This is a genomic window from Halorhodospira sp. 9628 (assembly GCF_022228075.1).
Lineage (GTDB): Bacteria > Pseudomonadota > Gammaproteobacteria > Nitrococcales > Halorhodospiraceae > Halorhodospira > Halorhodospira halophila_A.
In genome coordinates, this window is the sequence record NZ_JAJNRF010000008.1 from 23,753 (window position 1) to 44,066 (window position 20,314).

The following is a 20,314-nucleotide window of genomic DNA, read 5'->3' on the forward strand; positions in this document are numbered from 1 at the left end:
CTACTCGTCCGCCGCAGGCTGCGGCGCCGGCTGATTCTGCACAATGCCGAGCGCCCGCAACCGAGGGGTCTTCTTGCGCTGGTGCTGCTGCATTCGATGGAGGATACCGTCGAGCGTGCGCAGGGCCGTCACGATGTAGGGCCCCTTGTTCAGCATCACGCACTCGGCGCGGCCGGACATCGCCGCATCGGTCAGTTCCGGGCGCGAGGCAATGCCTTTCTTGGCCAGGCTCTCCAGGACCTGTGTGGCCCAGATCACCGGCACGTGGGCAGCCTCGCAGAGCCAGAGCAGTTCCTCCTGAACCTCTGCAAGACGCTCGCCGCCGATCTCCACGGCGAGATCCCCCCTGGCGATCATCACGCCCAGATCGAAGCGCCCCATCCCGCCGAGCAGGATGTCCGGTAGGTTCTGCACGCCGCGTTGGGTCTCGATCTTGGCGATGACACCCAGGTCCACGGCGCCGCGCCGGGCCAGCGCCGCCCCCAGGGCTTCCAGATCCGAGCGGGACTCCGTAAAGGAAAGAGCCACCGTGTCCGCGAGCTCGGCGACGAAATCCAGATCCTGCTCATCCTGCGCGCTCAGCGCCGGCAGACCCAGATCGAGCCCTGGAAAGTTCAGGCCCTTGTCTTCATGCAGCACGGCACCTTGCGGACGGCTCCGCGTAATGCGCAACCGGGCGCCGTGGGCGTCGACACACTCCACCTCGGCACCGATCTTGCCGTCGTCGATCCACACCGCCTGGCCAGGGCCGAGCTGGTCGATCACCTGCGGGTGCGAGCACGCGATGCGCGCGGGCACAACCATCCCCCCGTCCTCGTCCCGCCGCCCGGGGGTTCCCGGCTCGGGCCGACGCAGGAGCACCAGGGTGTCCCCTTCAAAAAGGCGGATTTCCATCTGCGCTTCCGCAAATCCCCCGCACCGGAGGCCGCGAATCACGGTCTGCCACTTACCAGCGCCCCGCCGTTGGAGGGCAAAGCGGGTCCTGGGCGTCACGTAAGCCGTGCTCCCGATATCCGCCCGAAAGCCGCCCGGGATCGCCTCGCGGACCGCCAGCAGGCGACTGGATTTCCGGGCATCACGAAAGCGCAGACGGTCCCCGACGTTGATACTGGCCAGGGTTTCACCGTCCAGGCAGAGACGGGGGACGCCGCCCCGGCCGGTGTCACCGATCTGCTCAGGGTGCACCAGATCGACCTGTGCGCGTCGAACGGTCCGGCCGTAGGCATCCCGCATTGGTTTCAGCCGAACCACTGGAGTTCGCGGGGCAACAGGGCCGGTGCGCACCTTATGGCCAGCCAAGTCCATGTGGACCCGACAGGAACGCCCGGTACGGGCCTCGGCGTCCCGCACATGCCGAGCCATGCGGCGCCACATGGCCGGATCGTCGTGGGCGCAGTTGATTCGCGCCATATCCATCCCGGAAGCGACCAACGAGCGCACCAGATCCGGATCATCGGCGGCGGCGGATGGCAGGGTCACCATGACACGGCTGTCACGGCCTTCCGGCACCGGACCGAGCAGATCGGCTGCATGCGTCGCCAGGCGGAGGTGGGCCTGCTCGAAAGTCGGTCCACCCCGCCTTCGTTGCGTCACCCGCCCGACCCGGGCACCCAGGGCCTCAATGACCTCATTCAAGCCCGCGAGTACATGGGGTTCGTGACGCCCCAGCGACGAAAGCCCGAAGCGGGCCAGGGAGCGCTGCACACTGCGCAGATCGCGGTTGCGCAATGCCAGGTAGTGGGCGAAGTTTTCGGCGCTGGTGGTGACCCCATCCGGGAAGGCGTCCTCGTAGCGACGCAGCCAACGCTCTGCGCCCTCCTCGATGTCCCAGCGCAGCGCCTCCAGGACGTCCAGCAACGCCTCCGGCTGCCAGACAGAACCGTCGAATCCGGTTTTCTCGTTCATAGCGCCACCGAGGCTAACCCCGCGCGGTGACAGCCGCGTGACAGGCCGGTGACGTCCCGGACATCGTCCCACCGGCAGACATCGACGTCGCCTTCGGCCTTGAGCGCGACGCCTACGGGGCCAAGATTGTCGCCAACGCCAATTTGGGCGCCGAGGACATCGAGGACCTGCGGGGCACGACCCTGGCCTTCGGCGATGTCGGCTCGACGACCAACCACATCACCCAGGGTTGGATGATCGAAGACGCCGGCCTTTCCCTGGATCGTGACCTCGACACCGTCCACGCCGGCGATGCCCGCATCCAGGCTCTGGTCAACGGCGACGTGGACGCCGCCGCTCTCGGCTATCGCGACCTGGATCTGATCCCGGAGTACGACGCGGACTTCGATTACGACGTGGTCGCCGACAGCGGCACCATGCCCAGGGACCCGATGGTTGCCCGCGCCGAGCTCGGTGAAGGTTGCATCGCCGCTATTCGGGATACCGTCCAGGAGCACGAGGAGGAGCTCTTCTCGGCCTTCGTCGAGCCGGGCAAGGATGAGGGCTTCAACGAGGCCCAGGAGCGGGCGAAGTACCTCGGCGCCCGGTTCGTGTACGACATCTCGGACGACGAATACGACATGGTCCGGGAGGCGTACGACTACCTCGGATTCGACCTTTAACCCCTTGCCATCAGCGGGACAAGCCCGACCCCGGCAGCATGACCCGCTACCGGGGTCCCATTCATTGAGGTAGGCGGATATGGCCATCATCGAGTGCAACGACCTGCACAAGAGTTACGAAAAGCTTCGGGTACTGCGCGGGATCGACTTCCGCATGGAAGCCGGCGAGGGTGTCGTTCTCCTCGGTGCCAATGGATGCGGGAAATCGACCCTGATGAGGTGCATCAGCGGGCTGGAACGACCGCAACAAGGCGGCGTCCGTGTACTGGGTACGGATCTGGCCCAGGCCGGGCGCCGCTCACTGCGAGAGGCGCGCACCCGCATCGGTATGGTGTTCCAGAAGTTCAATCTGGTGCAGAACCTGAGCGTCTTTCAGAACGTCCTTTACGGGGCCAGCGGCCGCCACCGCAGTTTCTGGTCCGTCACGGCCCCCTTCGCGGCGGCCGAGGAACGGGACTACGCCATGCACTGCCTGGAGCGGGTCAACCTCGCCGATCGTGCTGGCCAGCGCGCCGACCAGCTCTCCGGCGGACAGCAGCAGCGGGTGGCCATCGCCCGTACGCTGATGCAGCAACCCACCGTCGTCCTCGCCGACGAGCCGGTTGCGAGTCTCGATCCGCGCTCGGCCCGCGAGGTCATGGAGCTGCTCTGGGGGATCGTCCGAGAGGAGCGACTCAGCCTGCTCTGCTGCCTACATCAACTCGACTTTGCCGAAGAGTTCGGTGAACGGGCCCTCGGCATGAAGGCTGGCCGAATCGTGCTCGACCGCCCCATGGCGGACATCCGCCGCGCTGAGCTTGACGCCCTCTACGAGGGCGCCGTGCGCGTCGATGAGGCGGAGACGAAACCCCGGCTCGCCGTCGCTTCCTGAGCCGGACCGCCCTACGTCAAACACCGCACCAATCCGTCTTCGAAGAGGTCAGCGATGACTAGCCACGAGCCCCGCTCGACGGCCACGCCGGAGCGTTTCCAGCGGCCGTCGGTCTTTACCTGGGTGGTACTCGTCGGGTTCCTGGCATTCCTCATCCAGGGACTGAGCACGATCGACACAGCCTTCGAGCGGCTTCTGCAAGGCATGGGCAACCTGGGCGATTTCTTCGCCCGTGCAGTACCACCTGATTTCAGCCGCTTCGACAGCATCGCCGGGGCGATGCTGGAGACCCTCAACATGGCGGTGGTCGGCGTCACCGCAGGCGTCATCCTGAGCGTGCCCATGGCGCTGCTCTGCTCCCGCAACACCACACCGCACTGGAGCATCGCGTGGATCTCCCGGGGCGTCGTGGCCACCCTACGGACGGTCCCTGAACTCGTCTGGGCGCTGATCTTCGTAGCGGCCGTTGGCCTGGGGCCTCTGGCCGGCATCCTGGCCATCGTCATGGACACCATCGGCTTCGCGGCGCGGTTCTTTTCAGAACGCATCGAGGAGATCCCCAAGGGGCCCTCCGAGGCACTCGCCTCCACCGGCGCAAGCCGAACAGGGACGATCATCGGCGCCATCCTCCCGGAAGCGAGCGCGTCGATGACGGCCACCAGCCTCTACAGTATCGAGAAAGGGATTCGCTCGGCCATCGTTCTGGGACTGGTCGGCGCCGGCGGGATTGGGGTGGAACTGAGCACCGCCATGAGCATGTTCAACTACGACGCCGCACTGGCGATCATCATCGTGATCCTGCTGGTGGTCATCGGCGTCGAGCAGGTCTCTTCGGCGATTCGACAGCGGCTTCTCTAGCCGTCGGCACGCTGCGTTCCCTGCGCAGCCTGTGCTGCGCAGGGGACAGGCCCTTCGGACAGAGTCAAACGGGAGCGGCTCGCGATCTACGCGATCGTGGCCGCGCGACGCAGCAGGTCGATGGTGGTCACGATGCCGACGTAGCGTCCCTCTTCATCAACGACCAGGCACTCGTCCCCGGCCGAGGGCAGCCCTTCCCGGAAACGGCCGAGCATAAGGCGCCAGGGCTCCTCGGCGCGCCAGATGGCGCGTGGCGGTCGGGACAGCTCATGGACGCGACTCGGCCGTTCCAGCGTCACCCAACCGTCGTTCTGGCGCACCCACGCGGTCAGATCGTCCCGCCGCAGGATGCCAGCCGGGAGCCCGCACTCATCAATGACCGGCAAACTACGCAACCCGTACCAGTACCCGGCCGATAGAGGGACCGCAACCAACGGGGCAGTGGCCGCGATGGCCGGCACCCGCCGGGCGAGTTCACCCAGCGTTGCGGGATGGCCTGCCATAGCCGGTGCCGGTTCGCGGATTCCCCCTGGGTCGGACGTCAGCGCGGAGACCGGGGCACGGTCCGGGGAACTTTCCAGGGACATCATCATAGCGGCACCTCCATTGCGGTCAGAAACTGTCGAGGAGGCTACCCGCCAATGTTGTCCGGAACGTGAATGTCGCGCGACTTTTGCGTTGCGCTTATCGACTTCACGACGGTAGCCAAGCACATCTGGCGTACTTAGCATCCTCCGTTCAGGCTGCCGACCCACATACAGACTCCGAGGACTATCGATGGCTGACGCCCCCGCGCTACCCGGTCGCTGGCACACCCTCGCCAGCGTCTTTTTCCGGCCACGCCGGATCCTGGAGGAGTGGCACGACGCCGATCCGGACGTGCCGTGGATCCTGGCGCGGCTGACGGTACCGTTGTTGCTGGCCAGCGTGCTCGGGGCCGGGATCGCCCACGCCCTGATCCCCAGCGGGTTCCCGCCAGAGACCCGCCCCGACCCCATCGGTTTCGGCATCTACAGCGCCCTGACCCAGTTTGTCGGCGTCATCGCCCTGGCGGCCGCAGCGCACTATCTTTGCGACCTATTCCAGGGCTATTCGGACTTCCGGCGTCCACTGACCGCGGTCTCCGTGGCTCTGATCCCCGCCTGGGTAGGCAACGTGGTGGCTGCCCTGCCCTGGCCGGTGGGGCCACACCTGGCCCTGTTGCTGATCCTCTACAGCCTGGGGCTGCTTTACGCCGCCTTTGCCGTCATCGCCGGGGTGCGCAAGGGCAACCGCCTGGGCCACTACCTGGCCGCGCTTGGCGCCGCCCTGCTGGTGACGTTTGCCTTCGGCTGGCAAGCCATGAGCCTGATCCCCGGGGCTGCACCGGAAGTTCGCCTGGGTACCACCTGGTTGATCTAGCGACGGGCTGCAACCCTGGCCTGGTGACGCTATCCTCCGTGCAAGAGCCCGGTGCCGCCCACGGAGAATACGCCCATGTCGATCGAAGAAGGCCAGCCCGCCCCCGATTTCACCCTGTCAGACGCCGACGGCAAGCACGTGACCCTCAGCGCCCTGCGGGGTCAGCCGGTGGTCGTCTACTTCTACCCCAAGGACGAGACGCCGGGCTGCACCAAGGAGGCCTGCGCCTTTCGCGATATCTGGGCCGATTTGCAGGAGACCGGAGCGGCCGTGCTGGGGATCTCCCCCGATGACGCAGCCTCCCACCAACGCTTCCGGGACCGGCACGAACTCCCTTTCACGCTGCTCAGCGACCCGGATAAAGAGGTCATGAGCCGCTACGGCGCCTGGGGCGAGAAGAACATGTACGGGCGCAAGAGCATGGGCGTGATCCGCTCTACGGTCTTGATCGACGCCGAAGGGGTTGTCCGCAAGCATTGGCGCCGGGTCTCGAAGGCCGAGGCCCATCCTCACAAGGTCCTGGAGGCCCTGCAGCAGCTGGTCTAGTCGCGCCCGGAAGCCGGTCGTGGATCAGTCGACCTGCCACAGGCGCAGGCGGCGGTCCTCGCCCACCGAGACGCCCCGCGCACCGTCACCGCTGAAGGCGATGCCGCGCACGGCACGATCGTGCCCGAGGTACCTGCGCAGTGGCTCGATCGGCTCATCATCCTCCGGCTCCGCGTCCAACGGCCAGAGCTTGAGCGTGCCATCCCGCGCCCCGGTCAGGGCCCGCCGACCGTCAGGGCTGACGGTCACCGCCAGCACCTCCGTGCGATGGCCCTCCAGGCGCAGAGCAAGGTGGCCGCGGTCGAGCTGCCAGAGTTTGACCGCACCACTCTGGGCGCCGGCCAGCGCGTGCCGGCCACGCGGGGTGAACGCCACCGCCTCCACCGGCCCTGACTCATCCGGCGCAAAGGCGCCGATCGCGCGACCGTACGTGGCATTCCAAAGCACCAGGGGCTCATCGCCAGCCCCGGCGGAAAGGGCCCGAGCACCATCAGAGTCGTAGGTCACGGCGTGGAAGGCGGCCTGCTGCTCGCGGAACGTGCGCAGCTGACGGCCGCTGGCCGTATCCCAGAGCTGCAGCTTGCCCGCCTCGGTGGCCACCAGGGCCCGCTGCCCCCGAGGGCTCAGCGCCAGTGCACGGATCGGCGAATCGGCCTCAACCAGGGTTCGCTGCGCCTGATCCCGGTCGATCTGCCAGAGCTTCACCACCCCGGCCGCATCGCCCGAGAGGAAGCTGCGCCCATCGGCACTGGCCGTCACCGCGTTCACCGCCGCGGCGTGCCCCGGGTAGGTGCGCAGCACCTGTCCGTCCTCCAGGCGCCATAGCTTGATCCGGCGGTCCGCCGACGCGGTGAGCACCCGGCCGTCCGGCAAAGACGCGACGGCCCGCACGGCGTCGCGATGCTCCCGGTAGCTGGCCAGCGGATCGCCCGGGCCACTCAGCGTCAGGTGGAAGGTCTGCTCGGTGTCGGCACGTAGGGTCACCTCCCGTTCGGCGCGCATGGGCTCACCGTGGTCGGTATCCTCGGCAGGGATCTTCGCCTCGATGGCATACGTGCCCGGCGGCAGCCGCACCATGAAGGTGTCCCGCGTCCGCTGCGGCGAGATCCCGTAGGGTTCGCCGTCGATGCGCAGCTCCGCCTCGCCCGGCTCGGTAGAGATGCGCAGGGTCGCGGTGGAGTCGCCAGAAACCGCAGGAGTCAGGCTCAGCAGCGCCACGCCGAGCCAGCCGACCAGGAATCGGTACCAACCCATCGCCCAACCCTCCCGGTTGATCGGTCGCACCCCCACTCGGGCGACGGTACGTTACACCTACCCGAAGCCGGGCCCGAACCGGTCCAGCACACCGCGCTGCCCGAGCAGGCGCTCGGTGACCATCGTCAGGCGCTGCGACCAGCCCTCCCGTTGACGGAAATCGACCTCCAACAGGTGCGCCTGCTCGCGCTGAGCCATGATGCAGTCATCACTGTTCTGCAGCGCGTCGATCAATCCCGCTTCCAGGGCCCGCTCAGCCAGCCAGAACTCTCCAGTGGCCACCGTCTCAACATCCAGCTGCGGGCGGTAACGACGGAGGAACCCCTTGAACTGTTCGTGGATGTGGGCCAGGTCCTCGCGAAAGCGCTCCCGGTCGGCCTCGGTGTTTTCCCCGAACAGGGTCAGGGTCCGCTTGTACGCCCCGGCGGTATGCTGCTCGAAATCGATGTCACGGTTGCGCAGCCAGCGGTGGAAGTTCGGCAGGCTCCCGACCACACCGATGGACCCGATCAACGCAAACGGTGCCGCCACGATACGGTCCCCGACCACCGCCATCAGGTAGCCGCCGCTGGCGGCAACCCGATCCACACATACGGTCAAGTAAATCCCGGCCTCGCGCAGGCGCGCCAGCTGCGAGGCTGCCAGCCCATAGGCCGGCACGGCACCGCCGGGGCTCTCGAGGCGGAGGATCACCTCGTCCTGCCCGGGGCGGGCCGCGGCGATCACCGCGGTAATCTCCTCGCGCAGCCCCTCCACGGCACGGGCCCGGATGTCGCCGCGGAAATCCAGGACGTAGACGCGCTTATCCGGCAGCTCGGCGGGCGGTGGATCCACCGGTTTACGCTGCAGCTTCCTGCGCAGCCGACCTCGCCAGGAGCTCGGGGCACCGGCGCGGCGCAGCGCCTCCGCACGCTGCCGGTAGACACCGTTGAGCGCTCGCACCTGCAGCCGACCCGCCCCAGCGCCTCCCTCCTGGCGCATGCGGAATACCGCCGCGAGGATAAACAGGACGGCGAGCACCACAGTAGCGGTCTTGGCCAGGAACAGCAGGTATTCGTTTAGCATCCGTCGGATCTCGGCAGGGCATCGCTTCGGTAACCCTAGCATGCGCGCGGCCCGATGCTCCTACCTTCCGGAAGCAGCGGCAGATCCCCCGCCTCTCAGAGCCGCTGGAGCGCGATACGCAAGGCGTCCCCCTGGTCCTTGGCCTTGAAGTAGACCTCGTGATAGGGGGTATCCGGGTCGGTGAGATCCACGCGCACCCGCAGCTGCCGGGCCAGGGGCATGGATCGACTCTCCACCTTGCGGATCTCATCGACCTGCACCTGCAGGGCCCGGGCCGCGGTCACAAAGAACGCATGCCGGTTCTCTTTGTCGAGCACCGCCCATTCGCCCCGCCCCTGAAAGACCTCGCTGATCTCAAAGCCTTCCTTCGCCAGCCGGCTCACGTTGCGCTGGCGGAGGAAAGGCGCCAGCAGTAGGTTGTAGAGCACTCCGACCACCATCGAGACCAAAACCAGGGCGAAACCTGCGACGACCACGTAGAACAGCCGCACAGCGGCATCCGCCTCAAGGCCCAGCTGGAGCAACCCGGCCGGCAGCACCCCCTGGAATAGACCGAGCACCGCGGCCCAGGTATCCGCAGCGAGGAAGACGCTGACAAAGGAGAAGACCAGCATCACGAGCAGCCCCGTGAACGCCAGCAGGAACAGCAGCGACTCGAAAGCGACACCGACCGGATTCTTGACGATCAGCCGGGAAAATACACTGGCCATACGCGACTCCACCCCTCTGTTTGGTCAACGAGACACCCCGCGGCACCGATCCGCTGTGGGCCGCCGACTCATCGAAAACCGATGGATGGTAACGGCAACGACGTGAACCTGGCACCGCAATGCGTCCAGATACCGCGCTGGGCGTGCCCAACGGACATTCGATCGATGTTTGATGACGGATGCGCTCCGCCCCCCCAGGGCGTGAGCGTCGGGGGAAGGAACGAAGCCGCCGACAGCGCCTGAGCGCCCGGTGAGGCGGATTGGGCGGAAAGCGCGGTCAGAATCGGGAGTTGCAGGCCCTGACAATGCCGCCGGCCAAGCTGCGATAGAGGACAATGGAACCTGGGGCAGGTCGTTTCACGGGCAGGGGAGGAAATGGCGTCCCCAACGGGATTCGAACCCGTGTCGCCACCTTGAAAGGGTGGTGTCCTAGGCCAGCTAGACGATGGGGACGCTGTGCCGTAAAGCGAGCGCAATGGTAAGGGCGGCTGACGGGGGTGTCAACACTTCCGGCCATGACGATCGCACCGGCTCTGTTAAACTGGCGGAACACTGACCGAAGAGCACCCTCCAGGTCCTGCATGGCTCCGCAAACCGGCACGACGTTACACCTCCCGGAGGCGGCCCTGTACCGACTGGGGCTGACCGCACAGCCCTTCGTCGGCATCCCCGACCCTCCCTTCGAGGACAGCGCCCGAATCACGCAGATCAACGTCACGCTGAGTCTCCTGCAAAGCGGCGAACGCATCGTGCTCATTAGCGGCGACGCGGGCCTGGGCAAGACGACACTCCTGCGCCGCCTGGCCGAATCTCAGCCCCCCGGGCTGAGCATGCAGCGGGTCCAGGGCGACGGTGCCGACATCGATACCCTGTGGGGCGCTCTGGTCGCCGCCGCGGAGGCCGAGGAAGGCACCCTGGCTCCTCGATCCCGCGAACAGGCCTTGAACTACGTGCGGAGTGCCCGCCGTGGCGGCGTTCGCCCCGCCCTGCTTATCGATGATGCCCACGCCCTGCCCGCACGGGAGATCGACGAGCTGCTTGGACTGTGGACAGAACTCGCCGAGGACGACGAGGCCTTCAGCCTCGCCATGGCCCTCGAGCCCGCCGGCCTGCAGAGCCTCCCGGAGACGCCGCCCGCGGAGCGGTTTCACACCACGACCCTGTACCCGCTGAGCCAGGAGCAGACCGGCGCCTACCTGGACCACCGAACCCGAAGCGCCGGTGCCGAGCACACCCTGTTCGACCCGCACGAGATCGCGGACATATTCCGGCAATCCGGCGGACACCCGGAGCGGATCAACGAGGCGGCCTATCGACGCCTGACCGCCCGGCTGGCCAGTTCCGACCAGCCGGCGCCCAAGCCGGGGCCGCGCCCGGCGAAATCGCCCGGGCTCCGCGGCACCGGCTTACGGTGGGCCCTGGCCGGTGTCACCGGGATCACGGCCGCGTCGGCGGGCACCTACTGGCTGCTCACGCACCAGCTATCCACCGGCCCGGCGACGGAGGAACTCGCCATCGAGGATTTCGAGGAACCCGAGGAGGAGACAGTCGCGGCCGAAAGCGAAGAGATCGAGCCGGCAAGCGACACACCCTTTGGCCTGGATCTACCCGGGCGCTACAGCTTCCGGGACAGCCCTGACGAACAGGAGCCACCCTCCCCCACGGGACAGTCGACGACCAACCTGCAGCTCCTCGACACCCCGGATGCTGCGCAAGGGCCAACTGACAGCGGTCCGACCGAGGGCGAGCCGGGCACCGAAACCGCGGAGGAGGACCTGGCCGATAGCGCGGACTGGATCCGCGGCGAGGACGGGGAGCGCTACACCATCCAGCTGCTGGCCGCCTCTGAGCCAGCTCCGCTGCAGGAATACGCGGGGCAACAGCCACTGGATGAGCCGACCCACGTGGTCGCTACGGAGCGCGACGACGGCGATCTGTGGTTCCTGCTATTACACGGCTCCCACGAAGACCGAGAGGCCGCTCACGCAGCCCTTGACGCCCTCCCAGAAGCGGTCGCGGAGCGCGGTGCGTGGGTGCGCTCCTTCGAGTCCGTAGCCGAGAGCCTGGCGGCCGAGGACTAGTCCGGCGTCACCAGGGCGACACCTGTAGCAGAGCGACATTTTTTTGACGCACCAAGGGTGTCAATTGCTTGACATGTCAGCACAACGTCCCACGGTGTGGATCCGCTTCCCAGAGGCCAGCGGCCGGCCGGATCTGCCGTTGCGCCTGGGGGACACCCTGGAGGCGCGGGCCCGGCTCACCGGGGCCGGGCTGATCCTGATCCTCGGCGCCCACCGCCTCCCCGCACGGGCCGATGTACCGGTGGCCGACGGCGATCGCCTGCGACTGCGTGTGGCCAGCGTGGGCCACCCCCTGGTGCTACAGGTCACCGACCACCTTGGCCCCCGCCCGGCGCTGCAGTGGACCCTGCGCCAGGCCCTGCCCCGCCAGGCCACTGCGGAATCGCTGGTAGGCGACCTGCGCAGCGCACTCCGGCGCCCTCTTACCAACCTTGATTCGCACACAGCGTGCCAAGAGTTCCAGGATGCCGTGCCGTCGGCACGCTCACTGAGCTCCGCCGCCGGTATCCGCGAGACCTTGGCCCACGCCGGCCTCTACTTGGAGGCTCGACTGGCCCGCGGTGCCGACACGGGCGCGGATCTCAAGGGGCGGTTGAGCGCCTGGCTCGCTGCATTGCGCCCACGCCACCCGGAGGGGGGCGACCGCAAGAGGCCCACGCCGGAGTTCCCGCCGGCCGAGCGCGCCCTGCTCGACCAACTGGAGGCCTTCTTCTGGCGCATCCAGGCCCTTCAGGCCCACCGTGCCCTCCACACCCGCGGGACACGCGACTGGACGCTCGACATCCCGGTACGCCAGGGCGACGCCCTGCACGCCCTGCGACTGCGCATCCGCCCCGCCACCGGGGCAGACGGCGGCGCAGCGTGGACCATCGAGGCCCGTCTGGCACTCGAGCGACTGGGCCCGGTGGCAGTCTCGCTGCACCTGGCCGGCGGGCGCGCCGATCTGGCCTGGTGGGCCCAGCAGCGTGTCAGCGCCGAGCGCCTGGCCAACGCGCTCCCGAAGCTTGAACAACGCCTCCGCGCCGCCGGCCTCGAACCCGGCGCGATTACCTGCTACCACGGGTGGCCGGCTCACGACGGTACCGCCCCTTCATCCACCGCAACCCAGGGGATCATCGATGAGCAGATCTGATCCGGAGCCGGACGAGTTCGGGCGGACCCTCCTGGAGCGAGCCGCAACCCGGGGCTTCGCGCTACCCGACGACCCCGACCTGGCCGCGGCACTGGCCCGCCTTGAGGACGACGCGGAACCACCCCCCGAGGTTGCGGAGGCCATCGCTGCCCTACTGGCGTTCACCTGGACCGTGGAGCAGGATGTCGGGCCCGCCGGCGCCGGCCCGTCACTCGATCACCCGGAGGCGCCGCCCTCTCCGCGCCCCGGACCGTGAAGCAGAACCACCAGGTCCGCCTCCACCTGACTGATCTCGCAGGTATCGGCGATCTCCCGGGCCTCGGCCCCCTTGCGCGCCATGCGGATCGCCTGATTGAAGCGGCTGCCATCCGTGCCGCCGGCTGCGGCCACCTGATCCAGACGCCGCCGCAGCCGGGCCAGGTTCTGCTCCAGCCGGGCCAGGTGCTCCCCCTGGCCGACCGCCCCCGCGGAGAGCCCCCGGAAGTGCTCGAGGATCTGCCGGGTCGTGGTCTCGACGCTCTCCATGCGTTGCTCAGCCTGCTGGACCCGCTCCAGGGTGCGCTGCACGCGGTAAACGGCATAGGCCGACGCCACCAGGGCACCGGCTAGAACGGCGAGCACCACCCCGATCAGCCACGCCATGCGGCCCTCCTCGTTAGCGGGTTCGCCGCCACTTGGTCCCCTCCGGCGTGTCCTCCAGCTCAATCCCCCGCGCCTGGAGTTCGTCCCGGATCCGATCGGCCTCGGCGAAATCCTTCGCCTTGCGCGCCGCTGCCCGCTGCGCCACGAGCGCCTCGATCTCGTCGACCTCGGCATCCGCAACATCGCCGCGCAGGTAGCTCTCCGGGTCCTGCTGCAACAGCCCGAGGACCGCGCCGAGCTCACGCAGCTCGGCGGCTGCCGCAGCAGCTCCTGCCTCGTCACCGCCCTCGCGCAGCCGGTTGATCTCACGGGCACTCTCGAAGAGCACCGCGAGGGCTTCGCGGGTATTGAAGTCGTCGTCCATCGCCTCACGGAAGCGCTCCCGCGCCCGGCTGCACGCCGGTTCTGCCTCCGGCAGTCCGCGCAGGGCGTTGTAGAGCCGCTCCAGCCCCCCGCGGGCCTCGCCCAGTGCATCCCCCGTGTAATTGAGCGGGCTGCGGTAGTGACTCGAGAGCAGGAAAAGACGGACGGCCTCGGCCGGATGCTCGGCCAGGACGTCGCGCACCGTAAAGAAGTTGCCCAGCGACTTGGCCATCTTCTCGTCATCGATGCGCACGTGGCCGTTGTGCATCCAGTAGTTGACGAAACGGTGACCGCTGGCGCACTCGCTCTGGGCGATTTCGTTCTCATGGTGCGGGAACTGCAGATCGACCCCGCCCCCATGGATATCGAAGTGGCTGCCGAGTAGGTCACGGGACATGGCCGAGCACTCGATGTGCCAGCCGGGCCGACCATCTCCCCACGGCGAGGGCCAGGCCGGCTCACCGCTCTTGGCCGCTTTCCAGAGGACGAAATCCACCGGATCACGCTTGGCTTCGTCCGGCTCGATGCGCGAGCCCGAGCGCAGTTCCTCCACCCGACGCCCGGACAGCTTGCCGTACGCCGGGAAGCTGGCCACCGAGAAGTAGACGTCGCCGTTCTCGCCAACGTAGGCGTGGCCGCCGGAGATCAGCTCCTCGATCAGCGCGATCATCGACTCAAGGCGCTCGGTGGCACGCGGCTCATGGTCGGGGCGCTCGACGCCCAGCGCCGCGCAGTCCTCGTGCATGGCCTGGATGAAGCGATCGGTCAGGGCGCTCATTGGCTCGCCGTTCTCCGCCGCGCGGCGGATGATCTTGTCGTCGATGTCGGTGATGTTGCGCACGTAGGTCACCTCGTAACCCTGCCAGCGCAGATACCGGACCACCGCATCGAAGACCACCAGGGCACGGGCGTGGCCCAGATGGCAGAGGTCGTAGACCGTCATGCCGCAGACGTAGATCCGCACCCGCCCCGGCTCAATGGGCCGGAACGGCTCCTTGGCTCCGGTCAGACTGTTGTGGATCTTCAGCATCACTCCCCCTGCGCGCCTTGCTCCGCGGCGAGGGTGGCGGCGCGCCTGAGCCGCTCAACCACCCGCTCACCGCCCATCAGGTCGACCACCGGCTGCAGCTCCGGACCGCTACATCGACCGGTGAGCGCCGCGCGCAGCGGCATGAAGAGTCGCTTGCCCTTGACCCCGGTACGTTCCTTGACCGCCTCGGTCAGCCCCTTGAACCGGGTGTAGCCCTCCTCAGCGGCACCCACGGCAGCCTCGAAGAACTCCGGCCCCGCCGAGACGATGGCCGCCTCGGCGTCGGCATCGAGCCCCGGCGGCCCGGCGAAGACCCGTTTGGCCCAGTCCCGCGCATCCGCCGGGAAACGCACGTTATCGCGCACGGCGTTGACCAGGTCGTCGGCGTACCCCGGGGGCACCAGGGCATCGATCCCCATCCACGGCCGCAGGCGCCGCGCCGGGCTGCGGTGCACTGCCTCGTCCTGCCAGTGCCGCAGATGGTCCGGGTCAAAACGCGACGGCGCCGTGCTGATACGCGCCGGATCGAAGACCTCGGCCAAGCCGGCGAGATCGAGCAGCGCTTCGGACGCGCAGGTGTGCCCGACCCGAGCCAGGTAATTGAGCATGGCCTCGGGTAGATACCCCTCTCGAGCCAACTCACCGACGGAGCGACTGCCGTTGCGCTTGGACAGCGGCGCGCCATCGGCCCCGGTGATCAGCCCCATGTGGCCGTAACGCGGCGCCGACAGCCCCAAGGCCTTCAGGATGAGCAACTGCCGCGGGGTGTTCGTAAGGTGATCATCCCCCCGCAGGACATCGGTGATCCCCATCAGCGCGTCATCGACAGCGTTGGTGAACAGATACGCGGCGGTGCCGTCGGCGCGGCGGATGATGAAGTCGCCGATGTCATCCGTCCGGAAGCTCTGCTCACCGTGGATGCGATCATCGAAGCGCACCTGCTCACCGCTCGGCACCCGGAACCGCAGAGCCGGCTGCACCCCCTCGGCGCGCTTGCGCGCCACCTCATCGGCGCTGAGGCGTGCGCAGGTGCCGGGATAGCGCGGCGGCTGCCCGGCCGAGCGCTGGGCACGCCGGGCCATCTCCAGCTCGCGCTCGCTGCAGAAGCAGGGGTAAGCCCACCCCTCGGCCTCGAGCTGTCGGTAGTAGGCGTCGTAGAGAAATCCCCGGTCAAACTGGTGGTACGGCGGCGCCGGACCGCCCACCTCCGGGCCTTCCTGCCAGTCCAGTCCCAGCCAGCGCAGATCGCCCATCAGCGAGCGGGTCGCCTCCGGGCTGTAGCGCTCACGATCAGTATCCTCGATCCGCAACACGAACCGCCCGCCGTTGCCGTAGGCCAGCAGGGCATTGAACAGGGCCGTGCGCAGGTTGCCGAGGTGCAGGGCCCCGGTCGGGCTCGGTGCAAAGCGCGTCTTGACGGTCATCTCGTTCATGGCGGGGCATTTTAACAGCGTCGCCCTATTCCGGGGGCATCCCACGGCCTTGCCCGCGCTCCGCCCTCGAGGGACACTGGCGCTCCGTTAATGACACCGGACTCGGACCGACGCCATGCCCCGACCCGTTCTGGTCATCGCCGACCTGCACCTGGACCGCAGCCGCCCGGCTGCGACGGACACCTTCCTGCGCTTCCTCGAGAAGGAGGCGCCGGGCGCCGAAGCCGTCTACATCTTGGGCGACCTGTTCGAGGCGTGGATCGGCGACGACGCGGTCTCCGCCGACGACCCCGTCCTGCAGGCCCTCCGTGCAGCCGCGGCGAGCACGGATATCTACGTCATGCACGGGAATCGGGATTTCCTGCTCGGTGCCGATTTCGCCGCAGCCAGCGGCACCCACCTGCTCCCCGATCCCAGCGTGGTGACCATCCACGGCCAACACGCGCTGATGATGCACGGCGACAGCCTGTGCACCGATGACGCCGAGTACATGGAGTTCCGCGCCATGGTGCGCGATCCCGCATGGCAGCAGCAGTTCCTGGCGCTGCCGGTGGCGGAGCGACTCGAGCAGGCGCACCAGGCGCGCGGCGCCAGCACCGAGCGGAACCAGCAGCTGGACGAGGCCATCATGGATGTCACCCCGGTGGCGGTGGATGCGGCACTCAGGGAGCACCAGGTGCGCTGGCTCATCCACGGCCACACGCATCGTCCGGCCATTCACGACTTGGACACACCCTTCGGTTGGGGCAAACGCTTCGTGGTGGGTGACTGGTTCGATCAGGGCAGCCTGCTGCGCTGTCAACCAGAGGGCTGGAGGCTGGAGACCCTGCCCCACGACGCCTAGCGGGCAGCAGGCGCCGCCGTCATGCAGCCTCCCCATGGGCGACGCACTTCAGCGCGCGCTCGATCACGTCGGGGCCGGCCCCCGGCTGCTGACTGCCCTCGGTCAGGGTCCGACGCCAGGCGCGGGCACCGGGCAATCCATTGAACAGCCCCATGAGCACCTTGACCAGCTGGCTCATGGGCACCCCTTCGCGCCGACGCGCCTCGACATAAGGCAGATACGCGGTCACCACAGCGCGACGCCCGGGCAACTCGCCTCCGAACAGCATGCAATCCCACTGTGCCAGCACGTAGGGATTGGAGAAGGCCTCGCGGCCGATCATCGCCCCATCGACCCACTGCAGCTGCTCCCGCAGCGTCGCCGCATCCGCAATACCACCGTTGATCGCCACCTCCAGATCCGGCCGCCGCGCCTTGAGCCGATGCACACGGAGGTAATCCAGGGGCGGGATCTCGCGATTCTCCTTGGGGCTGAGCCCCGAAAGCCATGCCTTGCGGGCATGCACAATAAAGCTCCGGCACCCCGCTGCGGCCACGGCCTCCACGAAAGCGTCCAGGAAGGCCTCGCTGTCGTGATCGTCGACCCCGATGCGGGTTTTGACCGTCACCGGCAAGCGGGTGGCCGCCTGCATCGCGGCGACGCAGTCGGCCACCCGGGCCGGCTCGAGCATCAGGCAGGCCCCGAAACGCCCCGACTGCACACGGTCACTGGGGCACCCGACGTTGAGATTGACCTCGTCGTAACCCCACCGCTCGGCGAGGCGCGCCGCGTGGGCCAGCTCCTGCGGGTCGCTACCCCCGAACTGCACCGCCACCGGGTGCTCCGCCGGGTGAAACGGCAGAAAACGTCCCGCCGCCCCGTGCCAGAGCGCCACGGCCGGCACCATCTCCGTGTAGAGACGCACGTTGGGCGCCAGCAGGCGCAGGACGTAGCGTGCCGGCGGCGTGGTCCACTCCATCATCGGGGCCACGCTCAAACGCCCGTGTATGCACGGCGGCTCGGTCATCAGTCCCTCTCTGCAGTCACTCAGCGATGGTTTGCCGGGGCCGGTCGGCTGGGTATTATACGCCAAGGTACGGTTGCCAGCGGCACACACGCCACCCATGACCCAATCCGTGACGCTCTACGGGACCAGCGGCTGCCACCTCTGCGACGAGGCGCGCGACCTCATCCGCCGTTATGCGGCCTACACCCCGCTGCAGCTGCACGAGGCCGACGTCCTCGACCACTTCCCGGACGACCCGGCGCTCCAGGAGCGCATTCCCTTCCTGGAGGGCGAGCACCCCGGCGGGCGCCTGTTCTGGCCGTTCGATGCCGGGGACCTGCACCAGTGGCTGCAGACCGGAGGCCGACCGTGAGCCGGATGGCGCGGCTGCTCCTGTGCCTGGCAATGCTTGCGCCGGGTCTGCTCGCGGCGCAGCAGGAGCCGCCGAACGACCTGCCGTTCAAGCCGGAGGACGATGAACGATGGGTTCTGGTGGACACCGATACCTACCGGATAACCGTGTTTGAAGGGGACCGCCCCTTCGCGCATTTTGAAAACCTCGCCGTGGGCCGCTACGGCACAGCGGAAACCCGCCGTCGCGGCGACCGGACCACTCCGCTGGGAAAATTCCGCATCAACCGGATCAATGAAGAGAGCCAGTACCATCTTTTTCTCGGGCTGAATTACCCAAGTCTGGAGAATGCGCGCAAGGCCCGGGATGACGGGACCATCGACCAAGAGGAGTATCTTGATTTTCTGGATGACTTTGCCCGCCTGGGTCGTCCGCCCCAGCGGACGGCTCTGGGCGGGCATATCGGCATCCACGGGGTGGGCGATGGTGATGTCCGGTTCCACCGGCATGTCAACTGGACAGATGGCTGCGTGGCGTTGGAAGACGATCAGGTCGAGGCGCTGGCCAGCCTTGTGGGCATTGGCACACGCGTGTATATCCGCTAGCATTCAAACACGAATAGGCGCAAAAAAACCTTCCCAGCACAAGGAGATACTCGATGCCTCAACGTTTCGCATCCGTTGCCAAGCTCGCGGCTGTCGGCGCCGCCTTCGGCCTGGTCGCCGCCTGCGCCACCGTGGATGAGGATCAGATTGGCGCCGCGGTGGACCGTGAGCTTGAGGACCTCTACGCCGAGATGGACGAAACCCGCGCCATCGCTGAAGACGCCCGCGACACCGCCGAGGGCGCTGACGAGCGGGCGGCCGAGGCACACAGCATCGCCGAGGAGGCGCTGCGCAAGGCTGAGGACAACGAGGAGAAGATCGACCGCATGTTCGAGCGGACGATGCAGAAGTAACCAACCGTCGGAACCTCGGGCGTTAACGCGACGCCCGGCATCCCCGGAAGCCCGGCCCCGCGCCGGGCTTTTTTTTTCGCTCCGGGCATGGCAGCAAGGGTCGTCGACCCCACGGCGGCGCAGCACCCCGCCGATAGCCGCTATGCGGCTTGGGGGGGTGCTCACTCCCCGGACGGACGATGCGGGGTGGCGTTACTCCGGGACACACGGCGGATCCGCCCGTCCTGCTCATCGGCAGCCGCGCGGACCCGCGCGCCGTCCACCCGATGGGCCGTATCGCCGAGGGCGTGGGCGACACTCTCGACGGCCATCTCGACGCGCTCCGCCCGCGACGGATCGTCTTCCTCGAAGAACGGAAACGCCTGGAGGTGGAGCACCCCGTCGGCAGACCAACCTGCCTGGAACGGCTGATTGACGATCTTCACCGGCGTGCCCACTGACAACTGATCGTAGAGGTACTCGATATCCCGCGGATGCAGCCGGATGCACCCGTGGGTGGCCCGCATCCCGATGCCCCAGGGGCGGTTGGTGCCGTGAAGCAGATAGCCACTGATGTCGAGCAGGATGGCGTGCCGACCCAGCGGGTTGTCGGGTCCCGGGGGCACTTCGCGTGGCATCGTTTCGCCTCGCTCCTCGGCCTGCTTGCGGATCGACTCCGGCGGGTACCAGGCCGGGTCCTCGATCTTCCCGGTGACCTCGGTACGCCCGAGCGGGGTTGACCAGTCCATGCGTCCGATACTGACCGGGAAGATCTCCACCACTTGCTCGTCTTCCGGGTAGTGGTAGAGGCGCATCTCGGCCAGGTTGATGACCACGCCTTCACGCGGCGCATCGGGGAGGATGTAGCGTGACGGGATGCGAACCTCCGCGCCCTCCCCCGGCAGCCAGGTATCGACGCCCGGGTTGGCCATGCGGATCTGCTCGTAGCCGACCGCATGGCGCTTGGCGACATCCAGCAGGGTATCCTCGGCATTCGCCCGGGCGGTCTGCTCCTCACCAACGACGTCGACGCCGTCCTGCAGCTCGAAGCGGTGAAGGGTCCGATCCCAGTCGTGCTCCTCGAAGGCGTCCTCGTCGACCACCTCGCCCTCGCCCGCCTGCTCGGGCGGAGGGGCTTCGTCAGCCACGACCGGCATCGCCAGCAACAGCAACCAGATCCCCGACCCGAGCAACCCTGCACCTCGCGCAGCGTCCATCCGACACCGCACCCTGCCCGCCATAC

22 protein-coding genes and 1 tRNA gene are annotated in these 20,314 nt (G+C 67.8%); 12 read left to right on the forward strand and 11 right to left on the reverse strand.

Annotation, left to right across the window (positions count from 1 at the left end):
* Positions 1–1,905 (reverse strand): pyruvate kinase, encoded by a 1,905-nt coding sequence (locus LRG10_RS09120; protein WP_238635211.1) that lies wholly within the window; start codon positions 1,903–1,905, stop codon positions 1–3.
* A gap of 80 nt (positions 1,906–1,985) precedes the next feature.
* On the opposite strand from LRG10_RS09120, the gene LRG10_RS09125 reads away from it, so the two are divergent.
* The 3 genes from LRG10_RS09125 (at position 1,986) to phnE (ending at position 4,296) form a co-directional block, all read left to right on the forward strand.
* Positions 1,986–2,567 (forward strand): PhnD/SsuA/transferrin family substrate-binding protein, encoded by a 582-nt coding sequence (locus LRG10_RS09125; RefSeq protein ID WP_338018471.1) that lies wholly within the window; start codon positions 1,986–1,988, stop codon positions 2,565–2,567.
* A 79-nt stretch (positions 2,568–2,646) separates the two neighbouring features.
* Positions 2,647–3,438 (forward strand): phosphonate ABC transporter ATP-binding protein, encoded by a 792-nt coding sequence (gene phnC / locus LRG10_RS09130; protein WP_238635213.1) that lies wholly within the window; start codon positions 2,647–2,649, stop codon positions 3,436–3,438.
* A gap of 54 nt (positions 3,439–3,492) precedes the next feature.
* Positions 3,493–4,296 carry a phosphonate ABC transporter, permease protein PhnE gene (gene phnE / locus LRG10_RS09135; protein WP_238635214.1) on the forward strand — a complete coding sequence of 268 codons (804 nt, stop codon included), beginning with the start codon at positions 3,493–3,495 and terminating at the stop codon, positions 4,294–4,296.
* 86 nt (positions 4,297–4,382) lie between these two features.
* Here the strand turns inward: phnE and LRG10_RS09140 are convergent, their stop codons facing one another.
* Complete coding sequence (locus LRG10_RS09140; protein WP_238635221.1) at positions 4,383–4,799, reverse strand: CBS domain-containing protein; 417 nt, start codon at positions 4,797–4,799, stop codon at positions 4,383–4,385.
* Positions 4,800–5,073: 274 nt separating this feature from the next.
* Between LRG10_RS09140 and LRG10_RS09145 the strand changes: the two genes are divergently transcribed.
* Together LRG10_RS09145 and bcp are read left to right on the forward strand one after the other, a co-directional pair.
* The gene (locus LRG10_RS09145; protein ID WP_201167567.1) at positions 5,074–5,697 is read left to right on the forward strand and encodes a Yip1 family protein; all 624 of its coding nucleotides are present in this window, start codon (positions 5,074–5,076) and stop codon (positions 5,695–5,697) included.
* A 75-nt stretch (positions 5,698–5,772) separates the two neighbouring features.
* Positions 5,773–6,243: a thioredoxin-dependent thiol peroxidase gene (bcp, locus tag LRG10_RS09150; protein ID WP_201167570.1), complete on the forward strand. Its 471-nt coding sequence runs from the start codon at positions 5,773–5,775 to the stop codon at positions 6,241–6,243.
* 24 nt (positions 6,244–6,267) lie between these two features.
* Here the strand turns inward: bcp and LRG10_RS09155 are convergent, their stop codons facing one another.
* From LRG10_RS09155 to LRG10_RS09170, 4 genes are all read right to left on the reverse strand, one after another.
* Positions 6,268–7,497 (reverse strand): hypothetical protein, encoded by a 1,230-nt coding sequence (locus LRG10_RS09155; protein WP_238635223.1) that lies wholly within the window; start codon positions 7,495–7,497, stop codon positions 6,268–6,270.
* Between the two features lie 57 nt (positions 7,498–7,554).
* Positions 7,555–8,562, reverse strand: a complete 1,008-nt coding sequence (gene sohB, locus LRG10_RS09160) for a protease SohB (RefSeq protein WP_238635226.1) — start codon at positions 8,560–8,562, stop codon at positions 7,555–7,557.
* Between the two features lie 95 nt (positions 8,563–8,657).
* The gene (locus LRG10_RS09165) at positions 8,658–9,272 is read right to left on the reverse strand and encodes a hypothetical protein (protein WP_201167579.1); all 615 of its coding nucleotides are present in this window, start codon (positions 9,270–9,272) and stop codon (positions 8,658–8,660) included.
* Positions 9,273–9,648: 376 nt separating this feature from the next.
* Positions 9,649–9,725: transfer RNA gene (locus LRG10_RS09170), tRNA-Glu, on the reverse strand.
* Positions 9,726–9,853: 128 nt separating this feature from the next.
* On the opposite strand from LRG10_RS09170, the gene LRG10_RS09175 reads away from it, so the two are divergent.
* The 3 genes from LRG10_RS09175 to LRG10_RS09185 all read left to right on the forward strand — a co-directional run bounded on the left by LRG10_RS09175 (position 9,854) and on the right by LRG10_RS09185 (position 12,741).
* Complete coding sequence (locus tag LRG10_RS09175; protein WP_238635233.1) at positions 9,854–11,353, forward strand: AAA family ATPase; 1,500 nt, start codon at positions 9,854–9,856, stop codon at positions 11,351–11,353.
* Between the two features lie 73 nt (positions 11,354–11,426).
* On the forward strand, positions 11,427–12,485 hold the full coding sequence (locus LRG10_RS13165) for a flagellar hook-length control protein FliK (RefSeq protein WP_274519777.1): 1,059 nt from the start codon (positions 11,427–11,429) through the stop codon (positions 12,483–12,485).
* A complete protein-coding gene (locus tag LRG10_RS09185) occupies positions 12,472–12,741 on the forward strand; it encodes a hypothetical protein (RefSeq protein ID WP_201167585.1) in 270 nt (89 codons plus the stop codon). Before LRG10_RS13165 ends, LRG10_RS09185 begins: the two co-directional genes overlap by 14 nt.
* Here LRG10_RS09185 and LRG10_RS09190 read toward each other — a convergent pair.
* The 3 genes from LRG10_RS09190 to gltX are packed head-to-tail and all read right to left on the reverse strand — an operon-like array spanning position 12,702 to position 15,953.
* A complete protein-coding gene (locus LRG10_RS09190; RefSeq protein WP_201167587.1) occupies positions 12,702–13,127 on the reverse strand; it encodes a DUF2802 domain-containing protein in 426 nt (141 codons plus the stop codon). The two genes, LRG10_RS09185 and LRG10_RS09190, sit on opposite strands and share 40 nt — an antisense overlap.
* 13 nt (positions 13,128–13,140) lie before the next feature.
* Positions 13,141–14,520: a cysteine--tRNA ligase gene (gene cysS / locus LRG10_RS09195; protein ID WP_201167589.1), complete on the reverse strand. Its 1,380-nt coding sequence runs from the start codon at positions 14,518–14,520 to the stop codon at positions 13,141–13,143.
* Complete coding sequence (gene gltX / locus LRG10_RS09200) at positions 14,520–15,953, reverse strand: glutamate--tRNA ligase (RefSeq protein WP_201167591.1); 1,434 nt, start codon at positions 15,951–15,953, stop codon at positions 14,520–14,522. The genes cysS and gltX overlap by 1 nt, the downstream gene beginning before the upstream one ends.
* Positions 15,954–16,068: 115 nt before the next feature.
* Between gltX and LRG10_RS09205 the strand changes: the two genes are divergently transcribed.
* A complete protein-coding gene (locus LRG10_RS09205; RefSeq protein WP_238635245.1) occupies positions 16,069–16,797 on the forward strand; it encodes a UDP-2,3-diacylglucosamine diphosphatase in 729 nt (242 codons plus the stop codon).
* Between the two features lie 19 nt (positions 16,798–16,816).
* Here LRG10_RS09205 and dusA read toward each other — a convergent pair whose 3' ends face one another.
* Positions 16,817–17,803 (reverse strand): tRNA dihydrouridine(20/20a) synthase DusA, encoded by a 987-nt coding sequence (dusA, locus tag LRG10_RS09210; RefSeq protein WP_238635247.1) that lies wholly within the window; start codon positions 17,801–17,803, stop codon positions 16,817–16,819.
* 97 nt (positions 17,804–17,900) lie between these two features.
* Here dusA and LRG10_RS09215 point away from each other — a divergent pair, with 97 nt between their 5' ends.
* The 3 genes from LRG10_RS09215 to LRG10_RS09225 are packed head-to-tail and all read left to right on the forward strand — an operon-like array spanning position 17,901 to position 19,092.
* Positions 17,901–18,155 (forward strand): glutaredoxin family protein, encoded by a 255-nt coding sequence (locus LRG10_RS09215; protein WP_201167597.1) that lies wholly within the window; start codon positions 17,901–17,903, stop codon positions 18,153–18,155.
* Between the two features lie 5 nt (positions 18,156–18,160).
* Positions 18,161–18,739, forward strand: a complete 579-nt coding sequence (locus tag LRG10_RS09220) for a murein L,D-transpeptidase family protein (protein WP_207189875.1) — start codon at positions 18,161–18,163, stop codon at positions 18,737–18,739.
* Positions 18,740–18,792: 53 nt separating this feature from the next.
* Positions 18,793–19,092 (forward strand): Lpp/OprI family alanine-zipper lipoprotein, encoded by a 300-nt coding sequence (locus tag LRG10_RS09225; RefSeq protein WP_201167612.1) that lies wholly within the window; start codon positions 18,793–18,795, stop codon positions 19,090–19,092.
* Between the two features lie 161 nt (positions 19,093–19,253).
* Here LRG10_RS09225 and LRG10_RS09230 read toward each other — a convergent pair whose 3' ends face one another.
* The gene (locus tag LRG10_RS09230; RefSeq protein ID WP_238635249.1) at positions 19,254–20,288 is read right to left on the reverse strand and encodes a L,D-transpeptidase family protein; all 1,035 of its coding nucleotides are present in this window, start codon (positions 20,286–20,288) and stop codon (positions 19,254–19,256) included.
* Positions 20,289–20,314 lie beyond the last annotated feature (26 nt).